The 26,169-nt window shown below is 56.3% G+C and carries 22 protein-coding genes; 8 read left to right on the forward strand and 14 right to left on the reverse strand.

Features of this window, described 5'->3' with window-relative positions; all coding sequences use genetic code 11:
• Nucleotides 1-12: 12 nt before the first annotated feature.
• From FHG12_RS06785 to FHG12_RS06805, 5 genes are all read right to left on the reverse strand, one after another.
• Nucleotides 13-1,461, reverse strand: coding sequence for a hypothetical protein (locus tag FHG12_RS06785; RefSeq protein WP_139515010.1), 1,449 nt, complete (start codon nucleotides 1,459-1,461; stop codon nucleotides 13-15).
• Nucleotides 1,462-1,665: 204 nt separating this feature from the next.
• The gene (locus FHG12_RS06790; protein ID WP_139515011.1) at nucleotides 1,666-2,058 is read right to left on the reverse strand and encodes a hypothetical protein; all 393 of its coding nucleotides are present in this window, start codon (nucleotides 2,056-2,058) and stop codon (nucleotides 1,666-1,668) included.
• A 105-nt stretch (nucleotides 2,059-2,163) separates the two neighbouring features.
• On the reverse strand, nucleotides 2,164-3,591 hold the full coding sequence (locus tag FHG12_RS06795; protein WP_139515012.1) for a hypothetical protein: 1,428 nt from the start codon (nucleotides 3,589-3,591) through the stop codon (nucleotides 2,164-2,166).
• Nucleotides 3,592-3,798: 207 nt separating this feature from the next.
• A complete protein-coding gene (locus FHG12_RS06800; protein WP_139515013.1) occupies nucleotides 3,799-4,737 on the reverse strand; it encodes a sugar phosphate isomerase/epimerase family protein in 939 nt (312 codons plus the stop codon).
• Between the two features lie 65 nt (nucleotides 4,738-4,802).
• Nucleotides 4,803-5,804 carry a sugar phosphate nucleotidyltransferase gene (locus FHG12_RS06805; protein WP_139515014.1) on the reverse strand — a complete coding sequence of 334 codons (1,002 nt, stop codon included), beginning with the start codon at nucleotides 5,802-5,804 and terminating at the stop codon, nucleotides 4,803-4,805.
• Nucleotides 5,805-6,062: 258 nt separating this feature from the next.
• On the opposite strand from FHG12_RS06805, the gene FHG12_RS06810 reads away from it, so the two are divergent.
• From FHG12_RS06810 to FHG12_RS06820, 3 genes are all read left to right on the forward strand, one after another.
• Complete coding sequence (locus tag FHG12_RS06810; protein WP_139515015.1) at nucleotides 6,063-6,641, forward strand: LemA family protein; 579 nt, start codon at nucleotides 6,063-6,065, stop codon at nucleotides 6,639-6,641.
• 91 nt (nucleotides 6,642-6,732) lie between these two features.
• Nucleotides 6,733-7,188, forward strand: a complete 456-nt coding sequence (locus FHG12_RS06815) for a TPM domain-containing protein (RefSeq protein WP_139515016.1) — start codon at nucleotides 6,733-6,735, stop codon at nucleotides 7,186-7,188.
• Complete coding sequence (locus tag FHG12_RS06820) at nucleotides 7,185-8,018, forward strand: TPM domain-containing protein (protein ID WP_139515017.1); 834 nt, start codon at nucleotides 7,185-7,187, stop codon at nucleotides 8,016-8,018. Before FHG12_RS06815 ends, FHG12_RS06820 begins: the two co-directional genes overlap by 4 nt.
• A gap of 83 nt (nucleotides 8,019-8,101) precedes the next feature.
• Here FHG12_RS06820 and FHG12_RS06825 read toward each other — a convergent pair whose 3' ends face one another.
• From FHG12_RS06825 to FHG12_RS06835, 3 genes are all read right to left on the reverse strand, one after another.
• Complete coding sequence (locus FHG12_RS06825; protein WP_139515018.1) at nucleotides 8,102-8,731, reverse strand: DUF1684 domain-containing protein; 630 nt, start codon at nucleotides 8,729-8,731, stop codon at nucleotides 8,102-8,104.
• A gap of 5 nt (nucleotides 8,732-8,736) precedes the next feature.
• Nucleotides 8,737-11,268, reverse strand: a complete 2,532-nt coding sequence (locus FHG12_RS06830; RefSeq protein ID WP_139515019.1) for a T9SS type A sorting domain-containing protein — start codon at nucleotides 11,266-11,268, stop codon at nucleotides 8,737-8,739.
• Between the two features lie 104 nt (nucleotides 11,269-11,372).
• Nucleotides 11,373-12,002: a 3'-5' exonuclease family protein gene (locus tag FHG12_RS06835; protein ID WP_139515020.1), complete on the reverse strand. Its 630-nt coding sequence runs from the start codon at nucleotides 12,000-12,002 to the stop codon at nucleotides 11,373-11,375.
• A gap of 223 nt (nucleotides 12,003-12,225) precedes the next feature.
• Here FHG12_RS06835 and polA point away from each other — a divergent pair, with 223 nt between their 5' ends.
• Nucleotides 12,226-15,090, forward strand: coding sequence for a DNA polymerase I (gene polA, locus FHG12_RS06840; RefSeq protein WP_139515021.1), 2,865 nt, complete (start codon nucleotides 12,226-12,228; stop codon nucleotides 15,088-15,090).
• A 103-nt stretch (nucleotides 15,091-15,193) separates the two neighbouring features.
• Here polA and FHG12_RS06845 read toward each other — a convergent pair whose 3' ends face one another.
• Entirely contained in the window at nucleotides 15,194-15,661 is a 468-nt protein-coding gene (locus tag FHG12_RS06845; protein WP_139515022.1) for a lipocalin family protein, read from the reverse strand.
• Between the two features lie 249 nt (nucleotides 15,662-15,910).
• Here FHG12_RS06845 and FHG12_RS06850 point away from each other — a divergent pair, with 249 nt between their 5' ends.
• Nucleotides 15,911-16,903 (forward strand): YpdA family putative bacillithiol disulfide reductase, encoded by a 993-nt coding sequence (locus tag FHG12_RS06850; RefSeq protein WP_139515023.1) that lies wholly within the window; start codon nucleotides 15,911-15,913, stop codon nucleotides 16,901-16,903.
• Nucleotides 16,904-16,996: 93 nt separating this feature from the next.
• Here FHG12_RS06850 and FHG12_RS06855 read toward each other — a convergent pair whose 3' ends face one another.
• From FHG12_RS06855 to FHG12_RS06865, 3 genes are all read right to left on the reverse strand, one after another.
• On the reverse strand, nucleotides 16,997-18,433 hold the full coding sequence (locus tag FHG12_RS06855; protein WP_139515024.1) for an SGNH/GDSL hydrolase family protein: 1,437 nt from the start codon (nucleotides 18,431-18,433) through the stop codon (nucleotides 16,997-16,999).
• Between the two features lie 22 nt (nucleotides 18,434-18,455).
• On the reverse strand, nucleotides 18,456-19,742 hold the full coding sequence (locus tag FHG12_RS06860; RefSeq protein WP_165699320.1) for an OmpP1/FadL family transporter: 1,287 nt from the start codon (nucleotides 19,740-19,742) through the stop codon (nucleotides 18,456-18,458).
• 148 nt (nucleotides 19,743-19,890) lie between these two features.
• On the reverse strand, nucleotides 19,891-20,736 hold the full coding sequence (locus FHG12_RS06865; protein WP_139515026.1) for a cyanophycinase: 846 nt from the start codon (nucleotides 20,734-20,736) through the stop codon (nucleotides 19,891-19,893).
• A gap of 476 nt (nucleotides 20,737-21,212) precedes the next feature.
• Here FHG12_RS06865 and mgtE point away from each other — a divergent pair, with 476 nt between their 5' ends.
• Together mgtE and FHG12_RS06875 are read left to right on the forward strand one after the other, a co-directional pair.
• A complete protein-coding gene (gene mgtE, locus FHG12_RS06870; protein ID WP_139515027.1) occupies nucleotides 21,213-22,595 on the forward strand; it encodes a magnesium transporter in 1,383 nt (460 codons plus the stop codon).
• Between the two features lie 53 nt (nucleotides 22,596-22,648).
• On the forward strand, nucleotides 22,649-23,338 hold the full coding sequence (locus FHG12_RS06875) for a hypothetical protein (RefSeq protein ID WP_139515028.1): 690 nt from the start codon (nucleotides 22,649-22,651) through the stop codon (nucleotides 23,336-23,338).
• A gap of 39 nt (nucleotides 23,339-23,377) precedes the next feature.
• Here the strand turns inward: FHG12_RS06875 and arfB are convergent, their stop codons facing one another.
• Together arfB and FHG12_RS06885 are read right to left on the reverse strand one after the other, a co-directional pair.
• Nucleotides 23,378-23,788, reverse strand: a complete 411-nt coding sequence (gene arfB / locus FHG12_RS06880) for an alternative ribosome rescue aminoacyl-tRNA hydrolase ArfB (RefSeq protein ID WP_139515029.1) — start codon at nucleotides 23,786-23,788, stop codon at nucleotides 23,378-23,380.
• 187 nt (nucleotides 23,789-23,975) lie between these two features.
• The gene (locus FHG12_RS06885; protein WP_139515030.1) at nucleotides 23,976-24,749 is read right to left on the reverse strand and encodes a septal ring lytic transglycosylase RlpA family protein; all 774 of its coding nucleotides are present in this window, start codon (nucleotides 24,747-24,749) and stop codon (nucleotides 23,976-23,978) included.
• A gap of 391 nt (nucleotides 24,750-25,140) precedes the next feature.
• On the opposite strand from FHG12_RS06885, the gene FHG12_RS06890 reads away from it, so the two are divergent.
• Nucleotides 25,141-26,055, forward strand: a complete 915-nt coding sequence (locus FHG12_RS06890) for a DUF72 domain-containing protein (protein WP_139515031.1) — start codon at nucleotides 25,141-25,143, stop codon at nucleotides 26,053-26,055.
• The last annotated feature ends 114 nt before the right edge of the window (nucleotides 26,056-26,169 follow it).

Raw genomic sequence — 26,169 nt, forward strand, 5'->3', positions numbered from 1 at the left:
TGGTCGTTCTTTTTACACCACTTTCACCTTCTCCTCAAATGCCTTATCCGTCACGTCGTAGAACAGCGCCAGCATTTTGCGGAAGCTGTCGGGCTCGGCGATGGTTTTTTCGGCTTTGTTCAGCGAATCCAGTAAGTAATTGTGGCTCAGGCCTTTATTAAAGAAGTCGTTCCACTTCTTTTCGACGGGCTTACCGGCAATCATCACGTTGAAGTCGTCGGTGGTCAGGTCGAAGGGACGGAAGGCGCGGCGGTTTTGCGAAAGCTCTTTCAGCCATTCGTCCACCCCAAATTCGGGGCTGTGCAGGAAATTACTTAACTCCCTGAAAATGGGCTCGTTGCGCATAGCATAGTCCAGATTCAGGTTGTCGTGGTAAGGAGCTTTGTCGGTGGCTAGGTGTTGCTTGTGGTAGCGCGTAAAGTACAGCAACTGCGTGAGGTGCTTGGCCACAATCTCGCGCGACTCGTCGGGCAGGTGACTAAACTGGATCTCCTGCGCATCGGTGCCGAGGCCGTACTCGTGAAACTGGGTGCCGCTACCCCGCAACTCCGCATCCGGATATTGCATGAAATCGACGATGCTCAGGGCCGCCAGCAGCTCAATCACGTGGGCTTTGTTGCGCTGGGCCGTGCCGCCGGGCTGGTTTTCGTAGGGCGTATCGGGCGTATCGGCCAGATAGTACAACGCATTCAGCCCCTGCAAGTTATGTTCGTAGTAGCTGAGGGCCGCCTTGGTTTTGGTCAGGAAGCTGTTGGAGTCGATAACCGAATTATCCTCCGATTGCAGCGCGAAATACGGCATTACCGTCACGGCGCCCGTGATGGCGTCGCGCAGGTAACGGGCGTTGCTGAGGCGGGTGTTCTGGTCCTTCAGGTTTTTGAGCAGCAGCGGAAAACCGGCCGCACCCGTTCCACCGAAAATACTGGATATGAAGAAGATACGGTCGCCTTCCTGGAAGTTGTCGGCAAAAAAGCGAATCTCCGGCGACTCCACTACTTTGTTGAGCACCACCGAGCCCACATTCGGCGAGCCACGAAAACCGATGGTCAGCGGGCTTTCCAGGTTGTCCTGCGTGAAGAGCAATTCCACCAGCCCTTTTGAGTCAACGGACAGCTGATCGTAGTGCAGATATTGGCGAAAGCTCTGGTTGATGCCGCCGAAGTCGAACACAAAGGTGTCTTTCACACCGCCGTTGGTATCGGCTGAAATGCTGCTCAACGTACTCACGTCGGTCTCGAAAAAGCCTTCTTCGCGCGGACCTAAGTGGCTGTAAATCTGCTGGTAGCTCTTGAGCATGTTCACCGTCCGGTTCATGTCGCCGTTGTGGGCATCCGGATCGATGATGATGGGCACCACGCGATCGCAGTTGCGCAGCTTAATGCCCGAGGCCAGCAGCATGGTGAGCGAACGAATCACGCGCGAGCCCGTGCCGCCAATGCCGAAAAGAAAGAGTTTAGCCATTGCGAGTTACTGATTTGAACGAAACTCCCCTCCTCAGCTGAGGAGGGGACGCCGTCGCGAAGCGGCGGCTGGGGTGGTTGGCCCGCGTGCGGAGGTTGTTTGATAAGAGCGACTTAGAGAACATCCGCTTCAAACAACGCTCGGACCACCTACCCCTAACCCTTACTCAGCTGAGCAGGGGAATTAGCGCTGGTTTGATTCCGCTTAAAAAGGAGTCGTGCTGGCGTTGGTCGAGCCTTTGCGCAGAATGATCGAGAACAGAAAAAACCACAACAGCCCGTAAAAAGCATTGAGTGTGGCCATCCAGTAAATGTAGGAATGCTCGGCGGCCTGCTGGGCGTGCGCCTGCCAAATCGCCACCACGAACGCCAGCAACGCATTGATTACCAAAAAGATAACCCAATGGCGCACTTTGTTAAAGGTGGCCACGCCCATGGCCCGGTTGATGAGGTAGTAGAAAATCAACACCAGCCCCAGCGAAATCCCGAGCGTGAGCAGGCCCACATTCGGGAAGATGACATCCCGATACAGGGGCGTTTCGGACGGCGGCTGCGGGGTGCCGATGAGTTCGTAGAGAAAGCGGAAGAAGCTTTTCATAAGACGGATGTAGCGCGAAGCACCAGCTTCACGCAGCGTGGAACGATGGTCGTTAGCGTACCGGCTAACGGAGCGGACAATACGCGAAGCAAATGCTGCGCGCCACTATTTGGCAAGTTGCAGGGTCAACGGAAGTGTAAAAACGGGTTTTTCTTCTTCGTTGGTATACAAGCCGGCTACGCCATCGAGTAAGCTACTTAGGGCGAAGGTTTTAGCACCGACTTGGTTGATGTTGCTGTCGTTTTTGGTTGTCCATTGGCCCACCCAAGCGGGGCGTTGGTCGCGCAGAACCAGCTGCACTGGCCGAGCACCGCGGCCAACACGGGTGACGCGCACCTTCACAAAATGCGTGTACTGCGACTGCGGGCCGCTGCTGTTGCGTGTGTCGTCGGTGGCGGCAAACACATCCAGCACTTTGGCGTCGGTATCCTGAGCTTGCAGCTGAAGATTCGGCTTCAGGTATTTTACGTCGCGGTACAGTGCGGGCAGGGCTTTCATGTTCAGCCCCACGACAAACTCAACAGGCTGACTAACAGATACTTCCTGCATGGCCACAGTATGATAGCTTGCGCCAGCCGTGCGTTTGCTGGCCCCTTGGTCGCCGTAATACCAAGCACCTTTGTTCTGAAACTTATCGAGCAGTGAATATGCTGGCTGTGAATACGTTACGCCAAAGTGTGCTTGCTGAGCTGGCTGGCGTTCGAGCAGGGCGATATCGAAGCGCTGCACAGCGTCGGCCGGCCCGATGACCCAGAAATAATACGGAATATCGGTATCGCAGCAGCTGTTGATTTTGCGGGCCGCCGTTTTCATGGCCGGATAGAAAGCGCCGTGAAAATCAGAGGTATAGCCGTATACCGACACCGCCAAGTCGGAGCGGCCCGCACGGTTGAGCGCGTCGGTAATGTCGGTTTTGATGTAGGGCACGGCCCCGGCGTTGCGCGGCGCGTAAATGAAGTCCGAAATCAGGATGCTGACCGCATTAGGCTGGTAATAATGGCTGACCAACGTATCCAAAATCGTGGGGATGCTGGTGCTGCTGGCCGCCTCCCGAATGCCTTCGCGCACCGTCGTTTCCAACTGCTGGTACGAATCGCGGTAGGGCTTCTCCTTGATGCGGTAAAACGTCTTGCGCTGGGCCGCGGGGCTCCGATTCAGGTCCGACAAAAACTGCGCTACGTGCTGCTGAAAGCGGGTATTTTGGGCGTCGGCGCCGGGTTTGGGCATGAAGCCTTCCATCGAGCCCGATACTTCCAGAAACACATTAACTGCTGCCAACGGGCCGGCAACTGCCGCTGCCGGCGGCGGTGCCACAGCCGTGCCATCGGCCGGCTCGACGGCGGGTTTTTCGGTAGTTTCGGCGGGCGTTGAACTGGCCGTACCCGAATCGGACTTCATGTCTTCGCGGGAATAGCAGCCGGGCAGCGTCAGCAACGCGGCCGCCAGCAGGGGAAACAGACGGGGCAAAACAGGTATTCGCATCGAAACAAAGTACAGACTACCGGCCGAAGCCGCAACCATGCGTACTGCCATCGGCTCCGTCAGGTTGTGGGTGGAACGCTGATGCGAGTATAAAATTTTATTCCGAAAGCTGGCTTGGAATATCATTCGCTGCTTTCGCGAATTTATCGTCTTGATACAGAGCCTGTTTCGAATTGCGTACGGCAGCAAGAAATATTAAAATATTTCTGGTCACCGAGAACGTTTTTTATAACAATTTCAATATCAGCCACTTGCTTTTCAGACCATCGCGCCGGCTTTTTCCAGCAAGCGCTTGGTGGCCCGAATGCCGTCTTCTTCGCTCAGGCCTTCACCTTCGTACTCCACGCCGATGTGGCCCGTATAGCCGGCTTTTTTCACGATCCGAAGCATTTTGACGTAGTCGATGATTGTTTCATTGCCTTGGCTATCAAAGGCATACGATTTGGCACTGACGCCTTTGGCGTACGGCATCATTTCCTGCACGCCCTTGTAGCGGTCATACGCTTTGGAGCAGCCTTGCGGCGTGCCGTAGTCGGCGCTGAGGCAGAAGTTGCCGAAATCGGGCAGCACGCCGCAATACGGGTTGTTGACCTGCTTGATCACAGAGCTAAGCCATTGGCCATTTGAAGAGTAGCCGCCGTGATTTTCGACAATGACGCCGATTTTATTTTTGGCTCCGTACTCGGTTAGGCGACCCAGGCCGTCGATGGCGGCTTGGGCTACGTCCTGCTCGGTACCTTCGCCATGAGCATTCACGCGGATGGAATGGCACCCTAGAAACTTGGCCGCATCCACCCATTTGTGGTGGTTCTCAACGGCTTGACTGCGCTTGGCTTTGTCGAGATCGGCTAGGTAGCCTTCGCCGTCGATCATGATGAGCACGTTGCGCACGCCTACGTCGGCGGCGCGCTGCTTGAGTTCGGTGAGGTAGCGCTGGTCGGTGGCCTTGTCTTTAAAGAACTGATTGACATACTCCACCGCGCTGATCTGGAAGTCGTTTTTCGCCTTGGCCGGAAAGTCGAGATTAGTCATTTTGCCTCCAAACAAAGCGCGGTGCAACGACCATTCGGCCAGCGAAAAGTCGAAAAACAGCTTGCCCGTAGGCTCGGCCAGCAATTCGCCGGGCAACGCGGCCAAACCCAGCCCAGCCGCCGCTAGACCCATACTTTTCAGAAACTCTCGACGCGGTTGCAGCATATCTGGCACTGGTTAAAAGGTAAGGTTTCAAGCAGAATTGGGCAGCCGGAAGCAGCGAGCGCGGCTTAGCTGTAGTCGATTTCGGTATTGTCGCCGATGTTGAGGCTGTGGTTCATGCCGCGAAAGGAAGCGTCGGAGCCCACAATGCAGTCGTGCAGCACCGCCTGGAGTAGTTCGCTGTAAGACCCTATGATAGAATCACTTATGATAGTGTTCTTCACAATGGTGCGATCGCCGATGGCTACGTTGGGGCCAATGATGGAGTTGGAAATCCGGCAATCGCGGCCGATGCTCACGGGAGGCACAATGATGGTGTCCGGAAACTCGGGGTACTCGCGGCGCTCCAAAAACTCGGGACGACCGAGCAGCCTGGCGTTGGCTTCGAGCAGCGTTTCCTTGCGGCCGCAGTCAAACCAATTGTCGACGGGTGAGGTGACCATCTCTTCGCCTTCTCTGATCATAAGCATTAGAGCATCAGTTAGTTGAAATTCGTCGTGCGTACGAATATCTTCGGCGATTATACGTTCCAGCGCGATGGCTAACCGGTCGGGATGGGCGATTTTATACAACCCCACCATGGCGAAGTTCGACTTCGGAATTTTGGGTTTCTCGACCACTTTCGTCACGTGGCCGCCCGCCGTGGTTTCGACCAACCCAAAAATCGACGGTGTTTTTACCTCCTTCACGGCCAGAATGGTGCCGGGCGTTTGCAGCATCTTGGGCAGATCGATGTCCACGATGGTGTCGCCGAGCAGGATCAGGATGCCGTCTTGGTCGTAGCGAAACTTCTCGCGGGCCAGCCACAGCGCGTGGCCAATGCCCTCGCGGGGCTCCTGCACCACAAAAGTGGCTTTCAGCTCGGGGTATTGGCGCCGGACGTAGCTCTCAATTTTCTCGCCCAGATAGCCGATGATAAACACAAATTCCTTGACGCCGGCTCCAACGAGCCGGTCGATGATGTGACCCAAAATGGTATTGCCCGCCACGGGCACCAGCGATTTGGGCTGGGTGTGCGTGTGGGGGCGCAAGCGGGAGCCTATACCGGCAACGGGGATGACGGCTTTCATGAGCAACGGTGGTAGCGTAAGCACGCAAAATAGCGAATCGGCCGGCAAGGCAACTCCGACACAACCGCAGTGGCGCGAATTCGTACTTTGCAGCGATCTTGTTGAGGTATTAGCAGCGAGTTGTCGGTTGCCGGATGCCTGTTGGCACTACCACCTCAAGGGGCCAATTGTTTTCCGCCGCCGAAAGCCAGCGCGCTGATGCCGGGCTGCAAACCCTTTCTTTTGAAAAAACCCTTCACCTATACTCCTTTCTCCCTTATGAAACGTCTTCTTCTGTACCTCGCCGGAATGGTGGTGCTCCTCTCCCAGTCGTCGTGCGGCTACAACAGCATGGTTACCAAAGACCAAGCTGTGAAAGCGCAGTGGGCCAACGTACAAAACAGCTATCAGCGCCGCTCCGACCTCATCCCTAACCTCGTGAACACGGTAAAAGGTGCGGCTAACTTCGAGAAAAGCACCCTTACCGATGTGATCAATGCCCGCGCCAAGGCGACCAGCGTGCAGGTGTCGCCCGAAAACCTGACGCCCGAAAACATCAAGCGTTTTCAGGAGGCGCAAAGCCAGGTTAGCGCCGGCCTGGGCCGTTTGCTGGCCGTTTCGGAAAACTACCCCGACCTGAAGGCCAACGCCAATTTCCAGGAGCTCCAGGCCCAGATTGAAGGCACGGAAAACCGCATCAACGTGGAGCGCCAGAAGTTTAACGCCGTCACCAACGACTACAATACCTACATCCGGTCTTTCCCCAACAACTTGTTTGCGGGTATTTTCAAATTCACGGAGAAGCCTTATTTCGAGGCCGACGCCACTTCGCAAAAGGCCCCAACCGTACAGTTCTAATTTCGTTTGCTAGAAGCTTAAGTTGCTGATAATTTGATGTTTATGAAATTTAGCAAATATCAGCAGCTTAAGCTTTCAAGTTCCCATACTTATGACTAACCCTCTCACGCCGGCGCAGGAAGCGGCTTTGGTAGCAGCAATCAAGCAAGCCGAAGTCACGACTTCGGGCGAAATCCGGGTGCATTTGGAAGATACCTGCCCCACGCCCGAACCCCTCGACCGCGCGGCACAGGTGTTTGCCGAGCTCGGCATGCACCAGACGGCCCAGCGCAACGGCGTGCTGTTTTACTTGGCTTGGGAGACTCGCCAGTTTGCCGTGATAGGCGATGCGGGCATCAACGCGGCCGTGCCCGACGATTTTTGGGAAACCACCAAAGAAACCGTACTCGATCAGTTTCGGGCCGGCCACTACGTTACCGGGCTGGAGCGCGGCATTCGCATGGTGGGCGAGCAGCTTCAGCGCTATTACCCCTACAATGCGGCCACCGACCGCAACGAACTCGACGATTCCATTTCGTTTGGCGACTCTGCGCCGCCTCGTCCATGATCCCTCCCCTTATGCCGTCGTCCCGACGCTTACTGACTTCCTTACTGGGAGTTTTGCTGCTCTTTGTCAGCCTGTTGCAAGCTGCAGTAGCACAAGATGTTCCGCCACGGCCTAATCCGCCACGCCTCGTCAACGACCTGGCGGGCCTGTTGCAGGCCAACGAAGTAGAGGCGCTGGAGCGCAAGCTCGTCGCCTACGACGATTCTACCTCTTCCCAAATTGCCGTTGTGACGGTACCCAACCTGGGCGGCGACGACATTGCCAATTACGCCCAGCGCCTCTACGAAAGCTGGGGTATTGGCCGCAAAGGCCAAAACAACGGTATTCTGGTGCTGGTGGCCAAAGAGGAGCACCGCGCTCGCATCCAGACGGGCTATGGTCTGGAGGGTGCCGTGCCCGATGCCTTGGCCAAGCGCATCATCTCCAATACCATCGTGCCGGCTTTCAAGGAAGAGCGCTACTACGACGGCCTCAACAGCGCCACCGATGAGCTAATTGCCTTAGCGAAAGGCGAATACAAAGCCGACCCTGCCCAAACCCGTACCTCCAACGACTCTTCCGGCTCGGGCTTTCCGTTCTGGATGATCATTGTGGTGCTGGCAATTATCATCATGATCAGCCGGCGGGGGGGCGGCGGCAACAGCGGCGGACGTCGCAACCGTGGCTTTGGCGGCAGCATGATTCCGCCCATCATTTTCGGCGACTTCATGGGCGGCCGGGGCACCTTTGGTGGCGGCGGTGGCGGCTGGGGAGGTGGCGGCGGAGGCGGTGGTTTCGGCGGCTTCGGCGGCGGCTCCTCCGGGGGCGGCGGCGCCAGCGGCAGCTGGTAGCCTCAGGTAAATCAAAAAAGTCCTTCCGCATAAGTATTTTACAATCAAATACTTATGCGGAAGGACTTTTTTTCGTCCTGTGGTTAATGATCGCTCTGCACACCGGCCCGAATAGCTACGGGGAGTCGGTTTTCGGCGGGCGGCACCGGACAGGAATACTTTGGGCTGTAAGCACAATAAGGATTGTAGGCGCGGTTGAAATCCAGCATGAGCACGGGGCTTTTCGGGATGCGCAGATCGATGTAGCGGCCGCCGCCGTAGCTTTCGTGGCCGTTGGTGGGGTCGGTGAATGGTACAAACAGGTAGTCTCCGTAACCGGGCTTGCGCATCAAATCAAGGCTCTGATACACTATCAGTTGCAGGGGCTGCCCGTTGAGGGTAAAATGCAGCACGCCGTACTTGCGGTATTCGGGCTCACGGGCGGTGCTGGTTTTCATGCGGAAAGGCAGCGCCGTCGAGTCGCGCTCTAGGGTTGCTTCCACGTAAAAAGCATAATCCGTTGGGAAGAACGGGAGGCCTTTAAACGCCTTGCGCTCGGCAGGCGGTAGCGGCGACTCATGCGGATTGCGGTATTCGGCGTTCAGTTCTTGCTGAAAAGCAACCACCGATTGCGCGTGTTCGGCAGGCGCAAGATGGGCCGTTTGGGCATGGGCGCTTGCAAAAACACAAAGCAGCGCCACCAGAAATCCTGAGAACCGGAAGTTAGAAAACATATAACTTACTCTATTACAACCCGTTGTACCACTACACCGCTGGCATATTCTACCCGCAGCAAATATACCCCCGCCGGCAGGTTGTGGATGGGCATGGTAAAGGCAGACGTCGTGACGGGCATTGCAGTCGCAGTTTTGCCTGTAATACCCAGCAAGTGAATGCGTTGCGGCTTAGCCTTTGCATCCAGCTGCACATGCAGCACACTATGCGCTGGGTTGGGGTAAACTTCGGTACGAATACGGGCCTGGGTAGCCGAAGTGTGCAGCACCTCTGCGGCCACCAAGCGCGCTAATCCCAGTACCCGGTGGCCGCCAACATCCGTAAAGCTGCCGCCAATCAGGATTTTGCCGTCGGGTTGCAAGGCTACGCAGTTGGTTTCGTTGTTGGGGCCGTCGGCGGGCTCAAAAGTGGCGTCGCGCGGACCGTTTTCCTGTACCCGCAGCAAATATGGCCAGTTGTTGATGTAGCCGTCGCCGAGCAGGCCAGCTACCAGCAGCCGGCCGTTGGGTTGCACCGCGATGCTGCGCACCACGGCTACCTGCGGAAACTCATTGGCAAAAGTCTGATCCAGAGTGCCGTTAGGCTGCAAGCGCGCCAAGCCACTGACCAGCTTACCTTTTAGGTCCGGGATGCTCCCACCGACCATCAACCGTCCGTCGGGCAGTTCGGCCATGGTGTAGGCGACGCCGCTGTTGCCCCACGCGGCCGAGTAAAAATTGGGGTCTTCGGTACCGTTGGTCAGCAGTCGCACCACGGGTTGTCCGACCGCCATGCCGTTGACGTTGCGAAAAAATGAACCAGCCGCTAGCACCTTCCCATCGCTTTGGATGTACAGCTTGTAAATATTGCCCTGCGGCGCTGTGGTTTTGAAAGACGGGTCCAGGCTGCCATTGGCGGGGTTAATCCGAATTACGGAAGTATAAAAATTCGTACCCCCGTTGACGTACAAAAAGGCGCCCGCGATCAGGAGCTTGCCATCGGGCTGCTGAGCCAACGCACTCACGCTGGAGCTGCCGCTGCTGTCGTAGAACCCAACGGCGAAAAGCGGATCGAGCTCGCCGGAGGCCTTCAGGCGCGCAACGGCCAAGCGCTTTTGCCCGTCGATGCGGGTGAAGGTGCCGCCAACTACTATTTGTCCATCGGCTTGCAACAGGAGCGTGCGCACTTCCCCGTTGAGGTCGCTCGGCCCACGAAAGGAATTGTCTACCTCCCCGTTGGGCAGCAAGCGGGCTATTTTGTGAACCAGTACGCCGTTTATCTCGGAGAAATCTCCGCTTATCAAAATCCTTCCATCGGGCTGTAGCACTAGGTTGGTTACAATACCCAGTTGCTGCAGCGCCAGCGCAAAGCCGGAAGCTGGCGCGCCAGTAGCAGAAAGCGCCACTAAGCTCGTTGAGCGCGTGGCAAAGCTGCTGAAATTGCCACCCGCCAGTACCACGCCATTGGGCAACACTTGCAGCGCAGCTACCACGCCATCAGTGAGTTGCGTAGGCGCCCATGCGGCATCTTCGGTGCCGTTGGGCAGATAACACGCCACGCTGGAGGTCGGAGTTACATCACTGGAAGTAGAAACCACAACCAGCTTGCCATCGGGCAACACAGCCATGCTGCCGTTGTCGCTGGGGTTGCGAATGAGTGGCGCGCTGCCGCTGGGCACGAAGGTAGGGTCGACGGTTCCAGAGGGCAGCAGGCGCAACAAGCTACCGCGAACTGTGCCCACTTGGTTGGTGATTGCGCCGCCCACCATCATTTTACCATCTGATAACAACTTGATTTCCTGCACGTTCAACACAGCGCCCGTTGCGAAGGACAAGTCGCGGGTACCATCGGCGTTGAGGCGCAACAAACCGCCGACCGACGCCCCGTTGAAGGTTGTAAAAGTGCCGCCGACTAAGATTTTACCATCGGGCTGCACTACCATGCTGCGCACGCCTTCCACCGTCAGGCCGGCGGCAGGCACGAACGTGTTATCGCGCGACCCATCGGCGTTGTAGCGGACAATACCCGGTTCGGAACCGGTGCCTGTGTAGCCATAGCCCTTGCCCGCCACCAGCAGGCGACCATCGGGTTGGGCGGTAGCCACAATGCCTTCGCTCCCGTAGCCGAAAGAGAACGTGCTGATAGTGAACACGTTATCAGGGGTCCCATCGGCATTGAGCACGATCAGGTTGTTGGCCACCTTGCCTGCTATTGCTAGCGACGAATAGCCCAATAACAAGGCTTTACCGCCCGGCAGCGGCCGCACCCCCCAAAGCCGGGAGCTGGTTTTGCCCTGCAACACCACCCGAAAATCCGGATCAGGCGTGCCGTCGGGGCGGTAGCGCACCACATCGGCATGCGGCTCGCCGTTGGCATGCGTGAATGTGCCGAGCACAACAGCGCTCCCGTCCGGGTACACGGCCACGCTCTTGACAACGCCCGGTTTATAAAGCTCCGTGGTTTTAAAATTCGGATCTAGAAGTTGCGCTTTACCGCTAAAAGGCAGGAGCCACGTTACAAGTACAAGGCTAAGTAGTAGCTGTTTAATTCGATACACGCGGCGTAATAAGCTAAAAGGACGGGGAAATAGCAGTGGCAATCTACGCAGTTTTGCCCTGACCCAATAGTAAAATTCCGTGTTCTTCCCCGAAGCTTGCGCTATCAGCCTGCCAATGGTTCCTCGTCGGGTTCGGCGGCGAGCACCTGCTTGTAAAACGGCAGCCCGTAGAAGGGCCGCAGCAGCCGGATCACGTCCAATGCATCGGCTACGGCCGTGTGCGCTACGGTGGGGTCTTCTAGCTTTGCCCGCGCCTTACAAATGGCCATTGTTGGTAACCGGCTGTCTTTCTTCCAGTTAAGATAAAACACGGCCGGATCGAGCATGGCGGGCTCGGCATACAGCAGCGTTCCCCAGCCCGGCAGCAGGCGCAGAAAACCCAGATCGAACGAGCCAATATTCTTGCCTGCCAGCACCAACCCAAGCCGCCCCCGCTGGTCGGGCTTGTAGCCGTAGGCCAACAAAAACTCCCGTAGCTGCGGCACCAGTTCCTGGATGGTACAGTGATCGGCCCGTGGCTCCTTTTCGGCCAATTCCTGCATTAGTCCGGCATTCAAAGCCAGCGCCCCAGCCGTGCCCACGTATTCGGGGTGGCGCACGGCCCGCCGAAATGTGGGCAGCTCTTCGAGCGGCAACGGGCGCTTGGTATCTTCGATAATGGCCGCCAGCTCAATAATCTGGTGTCGATCGGGGTTGCCGCCCGTGCATTCGAGGTCGAGGGAAATGTAGCGCATACGGTAAGCAGCTACGCACGGAAGCCGGTTAGCGTTAGCAACCAGTTGTAAATCGGCGGGTTAATTCTTCCTGGCTCCGTATACAGGGCAGGTTTTTTCGCAGAAGTTCAGCTCAATTGCGACCAACCAGAATAATCTGGCACGTACTGGTGTTTACGTATTCCAGCGATAATTCTGCGCTCGTATCTGTCCCTACTTATCGTCCCTCCGTACCTTCGCCCTCATGACCGACGCCCCCAAAAAACTTTTCCTCCTCGACGCTTTCGCCCTCATCTACCGCGCCCACTTCGCTTTCAGCAAAAACCCGCGCATCAACTCCAAAGGCATGAATACGGGTGCCGTGCTGGGCTTCACCAACACCCTGGTGGAAGTCCTGCAGAAGGAAAAGCCCACCCACATCGGCGTAGCTTTTGATGCCCAAAAGAAGACGTTCCGCCACGATAATTTTGCCGAATACAAGGCCCAGCGCCAAGCCATGCCCGAAGACATCGGCACGGCCATTCCGTATATCAAGCGCATCATTGAGGCATTCAACATTCCGATCCTGATCATGGATGGCTTTGAGGCCGATGACGTGATTGGCACGTTGGCCCAACGCGCCGAAAAGGCTGGTTTTGAGGTGTTTATGATGACACCCGACAAAGACTACTGCCAACTCGTGACGGATAAGATCAAGATCTACCGGCCGGCATTCATGGGCAATGCCGCCGAAGTACTTGATTTACAACACGTTCTGCAGCGCTTCGAGATTGAGCGCGTGGAGCAGGTAACCGATATTCTGGGCTTGCAGGGCGACGCTTCGGATAACATTCCGGGCATTCCGGGCATTGGCGAAAAGACCGCCAAGACGCTGATTCAGAAGTACGGCTCGGTTGAAGGGCTGATTGCCCACGTAGACGAGCTAAAGGGCAAGCAACAGGAAAACGTGCGCAACTTCGCCGAGCAAGGTCTTATGTCGAAGGAACTGGCCACGATTCATGTGAACGTGCCCATTGAGTTCCATGAGGAAAACCTGACCCTGACCCAGCCCAACGAAGAAAAGCTGCGCGCCCTGTTCGACGACCTCGAGTTTCGCCAGTTGGCGGCCCGCGTGCTCAGCGGCGGCGCACCGGCGGCGTCCGTCACGGCGCCCACGCCGCGGGGCGCCCGCCGGCCCAGCGTACCGGCAGCCCAGGCTTCGCTGTTTGATGCGCCGGGTGCCGTGGCCATTGCCGCTGAAAACGGCGAAGAGCTCGGTCACGAAGGCGCCCCGGCTGGCCCGCCGCGCACGCTGGCCGATGTGCCCCACCAATACCACCTCATCGACTCGCCCGCCATGCGTAAGTCGTTATTAGACTTCCTGTTACAACAAAAGGAAGTCAGCTTCGATACCGAAACCACCGGCCTCGATACCATGACGGCGCGCTTAGTAGGGCTTTCGTTTTGCTGGCTGCCAGGCGAGGCCTATTACGTGCCAGTGCCCCACGACGATACCGACGCAGCCCAGGCACTGGTAGACGAGTTCCGGCCGTTTTTCGACGCGGAGCATATCCTCAAAATCGGCCAGAACATCAAGTACGACCTTACCATACTGAAGCATTACGGCGTGCAGATGCGCGGCCAGCTGTTCGACACGATGCTGGCGCACTACCTTCTGGAGCCCGACATGCGCCACAACATGGACGTGCTGGCCGAAACCTACCTGCACTATTCGCCGGTATCGATCACTGACCTGATCGGGCCAAAGGGCAAGAAGCAGAAAACAATGGCCGACATTCCGCCGGCCGAAGTCAGCGATTACGCCTGTGAAGACGCCGACGTGACGTTGCAGCTCAAACATTATTTCGAGCCGCGCCTACAGGAAGTGGGCTTGCTCAAGCTGCTCAACGAGGTGGAGAACCCGTTGGTGCCGGTGCTCAGCGACATCGAATACGAAGGCGTAAAAATCGATTCGGGCGCCATGAACGAGTATTCGGCGGAGCTACAGGGCTACATCACCGAAATCGAAAAGCAGATCTTTGCGGCGGCGGGACAGGAGTTTAACATTGGCTCACCCAAACAACTGGGCGAAGTGCTGTTTGACAAACTCCAGCTCGGCGGCGGCAAGATCAAAAAAACCAAAACCGGTCAGTATGCCACGGGCGAAGAAGTACTGAGCGTACTGGCCGCCGACAACCCCATCGCGGCCCTGATTCTGGAGCACCGCCAGCTCACGAAGTTGCGCTCGACATACGTAGAAGCCTTACCGCAGCTCGTATGCGAGCTCGATGGCCGCGTACATACGTCTTTTAATCAGGCAGTTACAGCAACCGGGCGTTTGAGCAGCACCAACCCTAACCTGCAGAACATTCCGATTCGCACGGAGAAAGGCCGGGAGATTCGCAAAGCCTTCGTGCCCCGCGACGCCGATCACATTCTCGTCGCGGCCGACTACTCGCAGATCGAGCTGCGCATCATGGCTGATTTTTCGGGCGACAAAACCATGATTGAGGCTTTTCGTCAACACCTTGATATTCACGCCAGTACGGCCAGTAAAGTATTCCACGTCGGCCTCGACCAAGTGGATGCCGAGATGCGCCGCAAAGCCAAAACAGTCAATTTTGGCATCATCTACGGCATTTCGTCTTTTGGTTTGGCGCAGCGCCTGGGCATTTCGCGCAAGGAAGCCCAGGAGATTATTGAGGCGTATTTCGTGGAATTTGCTTCGGTAAAACGCTTCATGGATGACAGCATCAACCGAGCCCGCGAACTGGAATACGCCGAAACGCTACTGGGCCGTCGGCGTTACCTGCGCGATATCAACTCGCGCAACGCCACACTGCGCGGCTACACCGAACGCAACGCCATCAATGCGCCCATCCAAGGCACTGCCGCCGACATCATTAAGAAGGCGATGATCAACATTCACGAGTGGCTCATTCAGGAAAAGCTCGGCACCAAGATGATCCTGCAAGTGCACGACGAATTGGTCTTCGATGCGCCCAAGGAAGAAGTTGAGTTCATTACACCCAAGATCCAAGAACTAATGATCAATGCCCTGCCCCTGCCCCACGGCGTGCCTATGGAGGTAGAGGTCGGCACGGGCCAAAACTGGCTGCAAGCTCATTAGGGCTCTTAGACAGTAAGGAAAAGGCCGGCGTCGGCAAGCCCTTTACAAGAAAGCGCCGCTCCTGAGGCAGGAGCGGCGCTTTCTTGTAAAGGGCTTGCCGAGATTATTTTTTCGTAAACGTCAGAGTAGCCGGAACGGCGATACCGGAGTAAGTATATGTAGATGAGATCTTTAGCGAAGTAGCAGTCAACTCCAGTACATCTTGCGTGGTGGCAGTGCTGCCTTGGCGCGCTGACGTTTGGGTGAGCTTGGTGCCGTCAGCGTTCAAGCTCCAGGTGCCATTGTCGGTATCGGGAGGAGTGCAACTGGTGGCACCTTCGCTGATAGTGTACGTGTTGTTGCTGTTATAGCGCAGCAGATCGTCTTTCTGACACGTCTGCAAGACGGTCGCGTACACATCCACCGGCTGCCCAAGAACAGTTGCGGTGGCACTCGTGAGCAGCCAATCCTTGTCGCTCAACAGTTCGGCTTTCGTAGGCGGCGCGGGGTCTTCTTTCTTGCTGCTACTGCCACAAGCAGTAAGGCCGCCTAACAAAGAGAAGGACAGCGCGATTGCAACTAATTGATTCATAAATATTTAATTACAGAGACCCAAGAGACATGGTTGAATGTACTGTGCCGGTTTTAAGCGGCGGCCGTGATGGCAAACGCGCGCCATGCTTTACTCAACGTCGTAGCGGCGGATCAAGTATAAGAGTTTTCAATCCTGATTGACGCTGTAGCCCGTGGCTTACGTTCACCCAAAGACAGGCAGGACCATCGGGAATGAACCTACGGGTACGCCAATGGTTTAGTGTACAATCCTCCATTTCTTTTTGCTGTGCAACAGATTCTTTCTTACGATGCCGTGGTTATCGGGGCTGGCCCGGTGGGGCTCGCCAGCGCCATTGAAGTGCAGCGCCGTGGCCTCTCGGTGTGCGTGATCGACAAAGGAGCTTTGGTAAATTCCATTGTGGGCTACCCCACCAATATGGAATTCTTTTCCACGCCTGAACTGCTCGAAATCGGTGATTATCCCTTTCCTACGGCGCACTACAAGCCCTTACGCGAAGATGCCCTCGACTATTACCGCCGGGTAACGGTAGCCGAAAAGCTTACGCTCCGCCTCTACGAGCGCGTAGTACGGCTCGAAGGCGATGCCGGAGAATATATCGTCGTTACCGACAAAGCGCAGATTGCCACGCGACACGTCATTATCGCCACAGGATTCTTCGACATTCCTAATAAGCTGGATGTACCCGGTGGCAACCTTCCCCACGTAAGCCATTACTACAAAGAGCCTTACGCGCACGTCGATCGGCCGGTGGTGGTGATCGGGGCAAAAAACTCGGCGGCGAAAGCGGCGTTACAGATGGCGCGCGCCGGTGCCCACGTCACGCTGGTGGTGCGCGGCGCTGAGATCTCCGAATCGGTGAAATATTGGATTCGGCCTGATCTGATCAACCGCATCAAGGAAGGCCGCATTAAGGCGTATTTTAATACTCTGATGCAAGCCGTCACGCCTGAAGCCGTAGAATTGCTCACTCCCGATGGGCCGGTGTCGGTGCCGGCTACTTACGTGTATGCGCTCACAGGCTATCGGCCTGATTATGCGTTGCTTATGGCTTTGGGGATTACTACCCAGAACGACGCTGCCAGCACGCCTTCGCACGACCCGGAAACCTTCGAAACCAACCGGCCCGGCGTGTATCTGGCCGGAACCGTCTGCGGGGGCTTGAATACGAGCCGTTGGTTTATTGAGAACGGTCGTTACCACGCGCAGGTGATTGCCGAGCACATAGCGGCTACCACCAACGTGCCACAGCCTTCTTAGGCAGTCCTATTAAAACGGTATTGTTTATTACCAAAAAGCCCCGTTTCTGATTCAGAAACGGGGCTTTTTATTGAATTTGCTAACGCTACGAGCTTATGGGAAGGTTACGCCGCGGTAGTTGTTCGGATCGACGCTCGGGATAGAGGCACCGTACTGCTGGTTGATCACCCGGATCATTTCGTTGGCCAGTACTGCATAGCCACGCGGCGTAGGATGCACCCCATCGAGGCCAAACAGATTGCCCGAGATGAAGGAAGCCGTGTTGTTTACGCCATTCGTCACAAAGCCGCCAGTCGCCACGCGCGAGAAGAACCCGTTGGCATCGAAAATAGCGAGGCCTTTAGCCGTAGCCTTAGCCGTGATGGCACTGTTGAAAGCCGTAGTGGCTGTGGCAACTAGTTTCTGCTCAGCATCGTCGAGCACCAAGGTGCTTGGGATTGGGTTTTTAACATCGGCTCCGAATGCTTTCGTAGTGTCGATGCCCTGCAGCGCCAAGAACACACTCAGGGTTACCGTTGGAGGCAAAGAAGCTTTGGCTTGGGTATAGACATCGCGCCAAGGCTTGCCCGTATTTGGTCGACCAAAGAGGGGCAGATAAGGAGCGGAAGTAAGCGTAAACAGTTGTTTGCCGCCTGTAGCATCCTTGATGTCTGTAGTAGGAACGGTTATCGTTTTGATCGTGGTACCAGGCGTAGTAGAGAGGCCGCCCGTGTGCACAATGATAGCCGGCACTTTGTTTTCCGTCAGAGTAGCCTTAAATGAAGGACCAACCGTGGTAAAGAACGGAATACCTGTTACATCGGGGATAGTGCTTACCAAACCCTTTGCGCCATTGGCCGTCAGGGCGTCAATGACTTTGTTGGTCTTATCCGTAAAGTCTGCTACTGGAGTCAGCGAGCTGGCCGCGCCGCCGGCGGTAGCAAAACCCAGCACGTCGTTGTTGCCCAACCATTCGGTGAAGAAGGTAGGGTTAGAAGCAGCTACCCGTTGCAAATAGGTTTGGGTCGGCGTGGCATCAGGGGTAATGCGCTCGAAATAAGGGTTGCCTTGCGTACTGCCGTAACCCGCCGTTTCAATATCCGACATCCGAATACCGGGCACACCCAAATTCTGAACCGGATCTAAGTATTTGGTATACAATGGCTTAGCAGCCGTAGCGCCAGCGCGCAGAGCCAGTTTGTCGGTAACTGGTGTCGTGATGGGAGAGCCGGAAGCCGTGAAGCCGGTTAGGCGCAGGTAACCCGACCCATTCTCTTGGCCGCTGGCAAATAAGGGCTGCGCAAAGTCGCCGCCGCCTACTTTCTTAAACTGCTGAGCCAACAGGTTTGGATACGAGTTCAGCTGTCCTTCTAAGTACAGGCCGCCATCAGAGTAGCCGGCGGTCAGGGAGTTGCCGACTGCGATGTAGCGTGAGAAGTCAGCGGTGCCGTTGCTGGCTTTGAAGTCTTTCTCCAGATCGGGTTGGCAACCACCTAGTACTAAGCCCATTAGCGCTAATGCCGGGGCAATTTGTTTATAAATCTTGTTCATATGAAAAAGGCTTTCGCAGAGCTTAGAAGTTGTAGTGCAGACCCAATCCTGGAACAAAGATGAAAGTCTTGTAGGTCCCGGCTACGCGGTCGGTAGTGCCGTTGGTGATCAAATCACGCTGGGTTTGCGAACGCTTCTTGAAATCTTCAAACAGGAAAGAAGCATCCACGCCGAAGTGTTCGCCTACGTCGTAGGAAGCGCCAGCTGACAAGAGCACGCGGTCAGCGTCCGGCGTTTCCGGCGTTACGTAGCCGTCTTTCACGGGCGAAAAATCATAGCCTACGCCGGCACGAAGTGCAAGTGCATCCGAAACCTTGTACTGACCGCCCAAGCGGAAGGTAAGGGCGTCTTGGTAAGAGCGCTTGGAAGAGCTGAAGTTGGCACCGCCTACTTGGCCATCCACACCGCTAGTACCACCTTGGCCGTTGTTGCCGCTAAAAGCGAAGTTCAGCGTCTGGTACTTGCTCCACTGCACGTAGTTGGCATCCAGACCGATGGTTACTTTATCGTTTGGCGTAACTCCGACGCCGAAGCTAAACGTAGCTGGCAGGGGCAGCGTAACGTCGAACTTGGTAGCCGTGAAACGCGACCCAAACGACGAAGAGATGTTGTTGAAGCTTACGTCGCCGCTCTTGACGTGCGCATCAACTTTCGAGCGGTAGCTGAAGCCCAGGCTAACGTTGTCGGTTGGCTTGAAGTAAATGCCAGCGTTGTAGCCCAGCTTGTGCTCGGCTTTGCCGTCCAATTCGATGCTGCCATTGGAGCTAGGCAACGGGATGTCTTTCTGCAGATTAACGGCGCCGTACGCCAGCACCACCAGCCCGGCACCCACACTGATCTTGTCGGTAAGTGCGTAGCTTATTGTGGGTTGCACAAAGATAGATTGTAGGTCAATCTGAGTGAGCGAATAGCGGCCTTCCCAGCCGCTGGCATACTCCAGCTTGCTGCCAAAAGGCGTGTACACCGCAATACCCGCCCGGAATTTGCCTTCGGCGGGGCCAAAACTAGCGTAGAGGTTAAAAGGGGTTACGACGTTATGCTGCAACTCGCGCTGCGTGCCTCCGCCTGACTGGACGTATGATATACGGGCTAAAGCAGCGTTTGCACCTACCTGAACGCCGTTTTGACGAATCATGGCCAGCGCACCAGGGTTATAGAACATGGCCGCGTGGTCCAAGGCCAGGCCTACTCCGACCCCACCCATGCCGACGTTCTTTTGCCCGGCTAGGTTCACTTGGAAGCCACCCGCAGTAGCCGCCGTGCCTGTAAGCAGCGCACCACCCACGAGGAGTAGAGATTTTAACTTCATAAGAAAGAAAAAAGAGTGAAAATTGGGGATTTTGGGACTAAATGTAACGAAAAAACACAGGAGTAGTCGGCTTGCCGAGTTTTTTATGCGTTGACTTGGGACGCGGTAAAATGCCCTAAGCTGGCCCGACCTTAAAACCGGTATAATATTAGAAAAAAACGCCGCCCTTTCCCTCCTCTTCGGCATTTTCTCCATTTAGCACTTGCCGGTTTTGCAAGTCAAAGCGCTGGCCGCTTACCAGCAGATGCACCCGCAGATCCTGCCCCGATACGGGCTCGCCGCGCCCGATGCGCCCAAGGTTGCTGCCTTGCAGGTGTTGCCCATCCACTGCAATCACGACGCCGTCGCCGAACACCTCGGCTTCCGTCCCACCCCGGATGATCAGTCCGGTTTCCTGGCCCAGCCCCAACCCTAGTCGCGTGGGATGTTGTAGCACGGCGTGTGCCAGCCGGCTAAACCGGCCTCTTTCGGCAAAGTGCTGATCTATATACAGTTCCGAAAGCAGGCCCAGCCCCGGCCCCGTGCGCAGGCCGCCTTTCGTGAGCGACCGGGCGCCGTGGCCTTCCACAATCATGCAGTTGGGCATCACGGCAGCACCGGCACTGGTGCCAGCCACGATGAAGGAAGCATCGCGGCGGTAACGATCGGCGAGCGTAGCCAGGGCGCGGGTGCGCTCCCAAAACTCCGTAATGCGCTCTTGGTCGCCGCCCGTGAAGAACACGAGACCGGCCCGCTCCAGCCGCTCCAGATACGGGGGACTGTCGGCGTGGTGGCGCTCATCGACGCGCATGTGGCGGGCAGCCCGGCACCCCAAATCGCGGAAGGCATCGACGTAGGCCGGACCGGTTTTACCCGGATTGGGTGCCGCCGTGGTCACGATTTCGACGTGCGTCGTGGCGGGATCAGGCAACATATCGGTGAGCCGCGCCAGCAGCTCGTCGTCGTCGCCGCCGCCCAGCGCCACCAACGTACCCAGCGGAAATGTATTGGACATAACGTTCTATTCTAAACCAGAATGGCGCAAAACGGCCGGCTGGCAGCTTAAGATCAAGCTGTTGCAAGTGAGAAATAAACGGACAGTTCGCTTAGCGAGCAAACTTACGCCTCCAAAGCGCGGCCTTCTGCCTGGGTTGCATACGGCTAAAATGCTCTGGTCGGCACTGCTTTTTAGCATCTACTTCACCTTGAGCCGTTTACAGTACAAGCGAATTTCTACCAATTGCTGTTGCTTCCAATACCGGTCTGATAAGGTATGCAATCGCATTCCGAGCAAAAGACTAAACTGGAAGCCGGATTTGCAGAAAAAATCCAAATGCAAGAGGCACTGCGGCGAACGAATCGGGCGGGGCTATGAGTTAAAGAGAAAAGCGCACGTACGGTGGCGGTTACGCCGGTTTTTTCGGCTACTTTTGCGCGCCCGTTTGGACCAAAATCTTCTGCCTAGCGAGAAAATCCCTCCTTTCTTAGTTCATGAATCAGCACCCGACCACCGACCAAATTACGTCCCTGATTCAGGAGGGCGAGTTTTTCAAACTTAAGGAAGTGCTCAAGGAGTTTGAGCCGGCCGAACTCGTGGAGCTTATCGAGGCCGAAGAGGAGCGCGAGCAGCTGATTATTTTTCGGCTTTTGCCGCTGCGCCTCGCCACGCAAGTATTTGAGTATCTGGACCTTGACATTCAGAAGCATTTTCTGGTGAATCTGTCGCAGGACAAGATCACGGACATTCTGAACGAGATGTCGCCCGACGACCGGACGGCGCTGCTGGAGTTTTTGCCCGATGACTTTGTCAAAAGCCTGATTCAGACGCTCTCGGAGCCTGAGCGCAAGGTGACGCTGGAACTGCTCGGCTACCCCGAATACAGCGTGGGCCGCCTGATGACGCCCGACTACATCGCGATCCGGGAGAACTGGACGGTGCAGCAAGTGCTCGACTACATCCGACAGCACGGCGGGCAGTCCGAGACCCTGAGCGTGCTTTACGTCACCGACAGCCGCGGTGTGCTCATCGACGACATCCGCATCCGGGAGTTTCTGCTCGCCGACCCCGCCATGCGCGTCAACGAGCTCATGGACCGCCGCTACGTGAGCCTGCGCGCCATGCAGGACCAGGAAGAAGCCATTGAGGTATTCCGCAAAAACGACCGCATCGCGCTGCCCGTCGTCAACGACGACGGCGTATTGTTCGGCATTGTTACCATCGACGACATCCTCGACATTCGGGAAGAAGAAGACACCGAGGACATTCAAAAACTCGGCGGTTCGGAAGCCCTCGACGAGCCTTACCTGATTATTTCGTTGGCGCGTATGGTGCGCAAGCGGGCGGGCTGGCTGGTAATTCTGTTTCTGGGTGAGATGTTCACGGCTACGGCCATGGGTTTTTTCGAAGGCGAAATCGAGAAGGCCGTGGTGCTGGCGCTGTTCGTCCCTCTGATTATTAGCTCGGGCGGCAACGCCGGCTCGCAAGCTACCTCCTTGATTATCAGGGCAATGTCCTTGGGCGAGGTAACGCTGGGCGAATGGTGGCGCGTCATGCGGCGCGAAATCCTGTCGGGGCTGGCGCTGGGTGCCATTCTGGGGCTGGTCGGGTTTATCCGCATCGTGATTTGGCAGCTTTCCGGTTTCAAAGACTACGGCACGCACTGGACCCTGATTGGCTTTACCGTAGGCTTTTCGCTGGTGGGCATCGTGCTGTGGGGTTCGCTCGCCGGCTCGATGCTGCCGCTGCTGCTCAAAAAGCTCGGCTTCGACCCGGCTACCTCGTCGGCGCCGTTTGTGGCTACCCTTGTGGACGTAACGGGCCTGGTCATTTACTTTTCCGTAGCGACGCTTTTTTTGAAAGGAACAATTTTATAAGTTCCCCAGCATAAGCGTGTTATGGTATGCATCAGCTGGCCTGCTTACGACGAATGGTATGGGTTGGCCTGGGCTGGGCGCTGGGCGGCTGCGCTGCCGTGGGGCACGTAACGCAGCTAGACGACAACTGGTATCATGTGCTGCATGTGGGCGGCAACGACTCGCTGGCCCGCACGGTAGCGAAGCACAACGTCTTTGTGCAGCAACACGGCGACACGCTGGTATTCACGCCACCGGCCACGACCGAAGCGGCGCGCCCGGTATCATGGTACTACCGGCTGCAGCCTGAGCACCATGTATTGCTGCTCAAGCGGCACTTCGATGTGGACGTGTTTACCCTGCCCTTCAAAGTGCGACCGCCACGGGCGGGCGTCCCTGTGCAGCTCAACACCAATTTCAACGCGGCGCTGTATGTGGGGCAACGACTTGATTTCTACTACCTCAACAGCCGCCGGGCCACGCCTTGGCGGCAGGCGCCGCGCATCCGGGCCACGGGCTTGGGCTACGGGCTATTTTTGGGCTTGGGCTCAGCCAACATTTCCGAATACGTGACGCAGCAACAAAACACGTTCGAATACGAAGGCATGGCGTTGCACGCAGGAGCTGCTACTATATACGATGCGCTCAACTTTAACGTGGGCTTAGCCGTCGGCTTCGACCACCTGCTCGGCGCGGACGGCCGCTATTGGGTCTATCAGCACCGTCCGTGGTTTGGGGTGTTGTTTGGCCTAGACCTGAATTAATCTTGCACAAGTATTTGTCTAACAAATACTTGTGCAAGATTACTGTATATCGGGGCGGCTGCGGCTTGCCTTTTTCTCGCTGTGTTTTTTCTTGGAAGCAAGCCGCTCGCGTACGGCGCCGGCACTGGGCTTAGTGGCCCGGCGAGGCTTGGGTCGGCGCAGGGCGCGTTGCAGCGTATCGTGAAATTTTCGCAGCGCCGTTTCCTTGTTGCGCAGCTGGCTGCGGTCTTCTTGGGCCGTAATGAGAAGAAACCCTTCGGCCGTGAGCTGCTTGCTGAGCTTGTCCAGCAAGGTTTGTTTTTGCTCCTCGGTCAGGAGTTGCGACGAGGCGACGTGAAAGCGCAACTCCACCTTCGACTCTACTTTGTTCACGTTTTGCCCGCCCGGACCGCTGCTGCGGGCGGTTTGGAGCTGAAGTTCGGGCAGGAAAGCGGAGGCCGGAGGAAGCATGGACAACAAAACGGGCGATAGGGCTCCGAAGTTATGCACTACGCTACAGTCAACTGCGCACCGCATTAAGACCAGCAAGCCCCAAAAACGCAAGCAACTGATTTACAACCAACTACAACGACCCTGAGCGCACCGATACCTTGGCGTGCTTAGGGTCGTTGTAGTTGGGTTATGGCTTTGAAACGGGCTAACTACCGAGGGGCACCTGGCGGACCAGGCCGGTAATGCCGCGCTGCTGAAGCTTGCGCCGCACGGCTTCGGCAGCGCCGCGGTCGGCAAACTGACCCACTACCACCCGCTTCAAGGCACGGCCGTTGATGGTTTCTTCGGAAATGGTCACAACCAATTGATTATCAAGTGCTTGTATTTTAGCCTGAATAGCTTGCGCATTGAGGGCATTGCTGAAAGTGCCGGCCTGCACAATGTAAGCGGGTGAATCGAGGGTTTTGGGCACTTCGCTTAGCACGGCCGCATCGGCCGCCGACACGTCCATGGTAGTGGAAGTGGCCAGTAGGTTCATGTCGTCCTGTAGCACATCGAGGTCGTCGGGAGCATCGGTCGGGCCAAGCGGAATGTTGTTTGGCACTACTTCGGCTACCACGTCAACGGCGCCCTGCTGCACAATGCCCAGCGGACGGGCGGCTACTTCGGCCAAATCCAGAATGCGGGCGTGGCGAAACGGGCCGCGGTCGGTAACGCGTACGACTACCGATTTGCCGTTTTCGGGATTGGTCACCCGCACATGGGTGCCGAAAGGCAACGTTTTGTGGGCGCAGGTGTATTTAAATCGATCGAACCGCTCGCCGCTGCTGGTGCGCTGGCCTTGGTGCTCCCGACCGTACCACGAGGCGCGGCCTCGCATTACGGCTATTCTGCGGGAGGTGGTGGTTGCGTTTTCGTCCTCGCTGCTTCGCATGGCACTGGCTCCTTGCGGGATGGCCAGCAGCAGTGTGAAAAGCATAACCATCATCAAGCCGGAAACATGCAGTCGTGGGGGTAACGTCATTCGGTTTCTGTGTTGTTGAACGGAACAAAACTATTACCGAGATACAAACTGCTCCTGTTATTCCAAGCACTTTGCTCCATCAGAGGACAAAAAATTATCTTTTACCAATAAAATTTGCACAAAATATATAGAGGTCATTCTTGGCAAAATGTGCATTTGTGTTTGTTTAAGGCACATTTTGCACTATAGAAAGACACCATTCACAGCCTCAAGAAATGCGATTATGCGCTGGGCAAAAAATTTTGTCATTCTGCCGGCCGCTACCTTTGAAAGGCGGTTGGTAAAGTCCCGGAAATTTCCTAAGGCATAAAGCAATCATACTACCTCATTTAACCGTAAGCAGAACATGGATTTTGGTCGTCTTTCCGACTTGCGCTACGTCGATTTCCGGCTGCCCCCCGATCACCCGGATACGGCGGCTGTATTGGCACGCGGCGCTATTTCCGCCTCGCAGACTCGAAATGTGTATGTCGGCTGCCCAATCTGGACGAATAAAGCGTGGTTAGGCTCCTATTTTCCGGCCGGAATTAAGGAAAACGAATACCTGCATTATTACGCCCGGCAGTTCAATAGCATTGAACTGAACACCACGCATTACCGCATTCCAGACGCCACGACGGTGCGCAAATGGCGCGACGCAGCACCTGTGGGATTCCGGTTTTGTCCTAAAATGCCGCAAAGTATTAGCCATGAGCGCGAATTGTACAATGCCGACGACCTTACACTAACATTCTGTCGAGCTATCAGCGAGTTAGGCGATCGGATGGGAATGGCTTTTTTGCAACTTCCGCCTACTTTCGGCCCTGAAAACCTGCCGCGCCTAGAACGGTATTTACTTGATTTTCCCGATTACGTTCCCTTAGCCGTCGAACTTCGTCACCCGGCTTGGTTTGCCGATGCTGGTCTGCGCGATGCCGTATATGCGTTGCTGGAAGCATTGGGCAAAACACTGGTTATTACGGATGTAGCCGGCCGCCGCGATGTGCTCCATCAACGCCTGACGACTTCTATTGCATTCGTCCGCTTCAACGGGCACGGGCTAGTGCCGAGCGACTACAATCGCGCCGATGCGTGGGCTGAGCGGCTGGCGGCTTGGCTGGCGGCGGGCTTACAGACGGCGTATCTCTTTATCCATCAGAAGGATATCATGCATTCGCCCATCTGGACGCAGTATTTTCTGGATAGACTCAACAAGCTGACTGGCCTAGCCATTGCGCCGCCCAAGATCATTGTGCAGCCTGTGCAGGGAAGCTTGTTTTAGAGCGGCCACAGGACCGGTGCGCAGATCTTGAGGGTACGCCCCGGCCACAACGGGGAGCGCTAGCTATCCGAAAAGTGGCTTTGACGCAGAATAGCCTCGGCCAGAGGTGGTGAA

The sequence above is a fragment of the Hymenobacter jejuensis genome, from assembly GCF_006337165.1.
Classification (GTDB): Bacteria; Bacteroidota; Bacteroidia; order Cytophagales; family Hymenobacteraceae; genus Hymenobacter; species Hymenobacter jejuensis.

Excerpts from the sequence above, each read along its gene's own strand:
- FHG12_RS06800 (WP_139515013.1), bottom strand. The coding sequence starts at position 4,737 with ATGCTGCAACCGCGTCGAGAGTTTCTGAAAAGTATGGGTCTAGCGGCG.
- arfB (WP_139515029.1), bottom strand. The coding sequence starts at position 23,788 with ATGCTTCCTCCGGCCTCCGCTTTCCTGCCCGAACTTCAGCTCCAAACC.
- FHG12_RS06790 (WP_139515011.1), bottom strand. The coding sequence starts at position 2,058 with ATGAAAAGCTTCTTCCGCTTTCTCTACGAACTCATCGGCACCCCGCAG.
- polA (WP_139515021.1), top strand. The coding sequence starts at position 12,226 with ATGACCGACGCCCCCAAAAAACTTTTCCTCCTCGACGCTTTCGCCCTC.
- FHG12_RS06875 (WP_139515028.1), top strand. The coding sequence starts at position 22,649 with ATGGTATGGGTTGGCCTGGGCTGGGCGCTGGGCGGCTGCGCTGCCGTG.
- FHG12_RS06820 (WP_139515017.1), top strand. The coding sequence starts at position 7,185 with ATGATCCCTCCCCTTATGCCGTCGTCCCGACGCTTACTGACTTCCTTA.
- FHG12_RS06805 (WP_139515014.1), bottom strand. The coding sequence starts at position 5,804 with ATGAAAGCCGTCATCCCCGTTGCCGGTATAGGCTCCCGCTTGCGCCCC.
- FHG12_RS06885 (WP_139515030.1), bottom strand. The coding sequence starts at position 24,749 with ATGCTTTTCACACTGCTGCTGGCCATCCCGCAAGGAGCCAGTGCCATG.
- FHG12_RS06810 (WP_139515015.1), top strand. The coding sequence starts at position 6,063 with ATGAAACGTCTTCTTCTGTACCTCGCCGGAATGGTGGTGCTCCTCTCC.
- FHG12_RS06825 (WP_139515018.1), bottom strand. The coding sequence starts at position 8,731 with ATGTTTTCTAACTTCCGGTTCTCAGGATTTCTGGTGGCGCTGCTTTGT.
- FHG12_RS06785 (WP_139515010.1), bottom strand. The coding sequence starts at position 1,461 with ATGGCTAAACTCTTTCTTTTCGGCATTGGCGGCACGGGCTCGCGCGTG.
- FHG12_RS06860 (WP_165699320.1), bottom strand. The coding sequence starts at position 19,742 with ATGAAGTTAAAATCTCTACTCCTCGTGGGTGGTGCGCTGCTTACAGGC.
- FHG12_RS06835 (WP_139515020.1), bottom strand. The coding sequence starts at position 12,002 with ATGCGCTACATTTCCCTCGACCTCGAATGCACGGGCGGCAACCCCGAT.
- mgtE (WP_139515027.1), top strand. The coding sequence starts at position 21,213 with ATGAATCAGCACCCGACCACCGACCAAATTACGTCCCTGATTCAGGAG.
- FHG12_RS06865 (WP_139515026.1), bottom strand. The coding sequence starts at position 20,736 with ATGTCCAATACATTTCCGCTGGGTACGTTGGTGGCGCTGGGCGGCGGC.
- FHG12_RS06855 (WP_139515024.1), bottom strand. The coding sequence starts at position 18,433 with ATGAACAAGATTTATAAACAAATTGCCCCGGCATTAGCGCTAATGGGC.
- FHG12_RS06890 (WP_139515031.1), top strand. The coding sequence starts at position 25,141 with ATGGATTTTGGTCGTCTTTCCGACTTGCGCTACGTCGATTTCCGGCTG.
- FHG12_RS06815 (WP_139515016.1), top strand. The coding sequence starts at position 6,733 with ATGACTAACCCTCTCACGCCGGCGCAGGAAGCGGCTTTGGTAGCAGCA.
- FHG12_RS06795 (WP_139515012.1), bottom strand. The coding sequence starts at position 3,591 with ATGGCAGTACGCATGGTTGCGGCTTCGGCCGGTAGTCTGTACTTTGTT.
- FHG12_RS06845 (WP_139515022.1), bottom strand. The coding sequence starts at position 15,661 with ATGAATCAATTAGTTGCAATCGCGCTGTCCTTCTCTTTGTTAGGCGGC.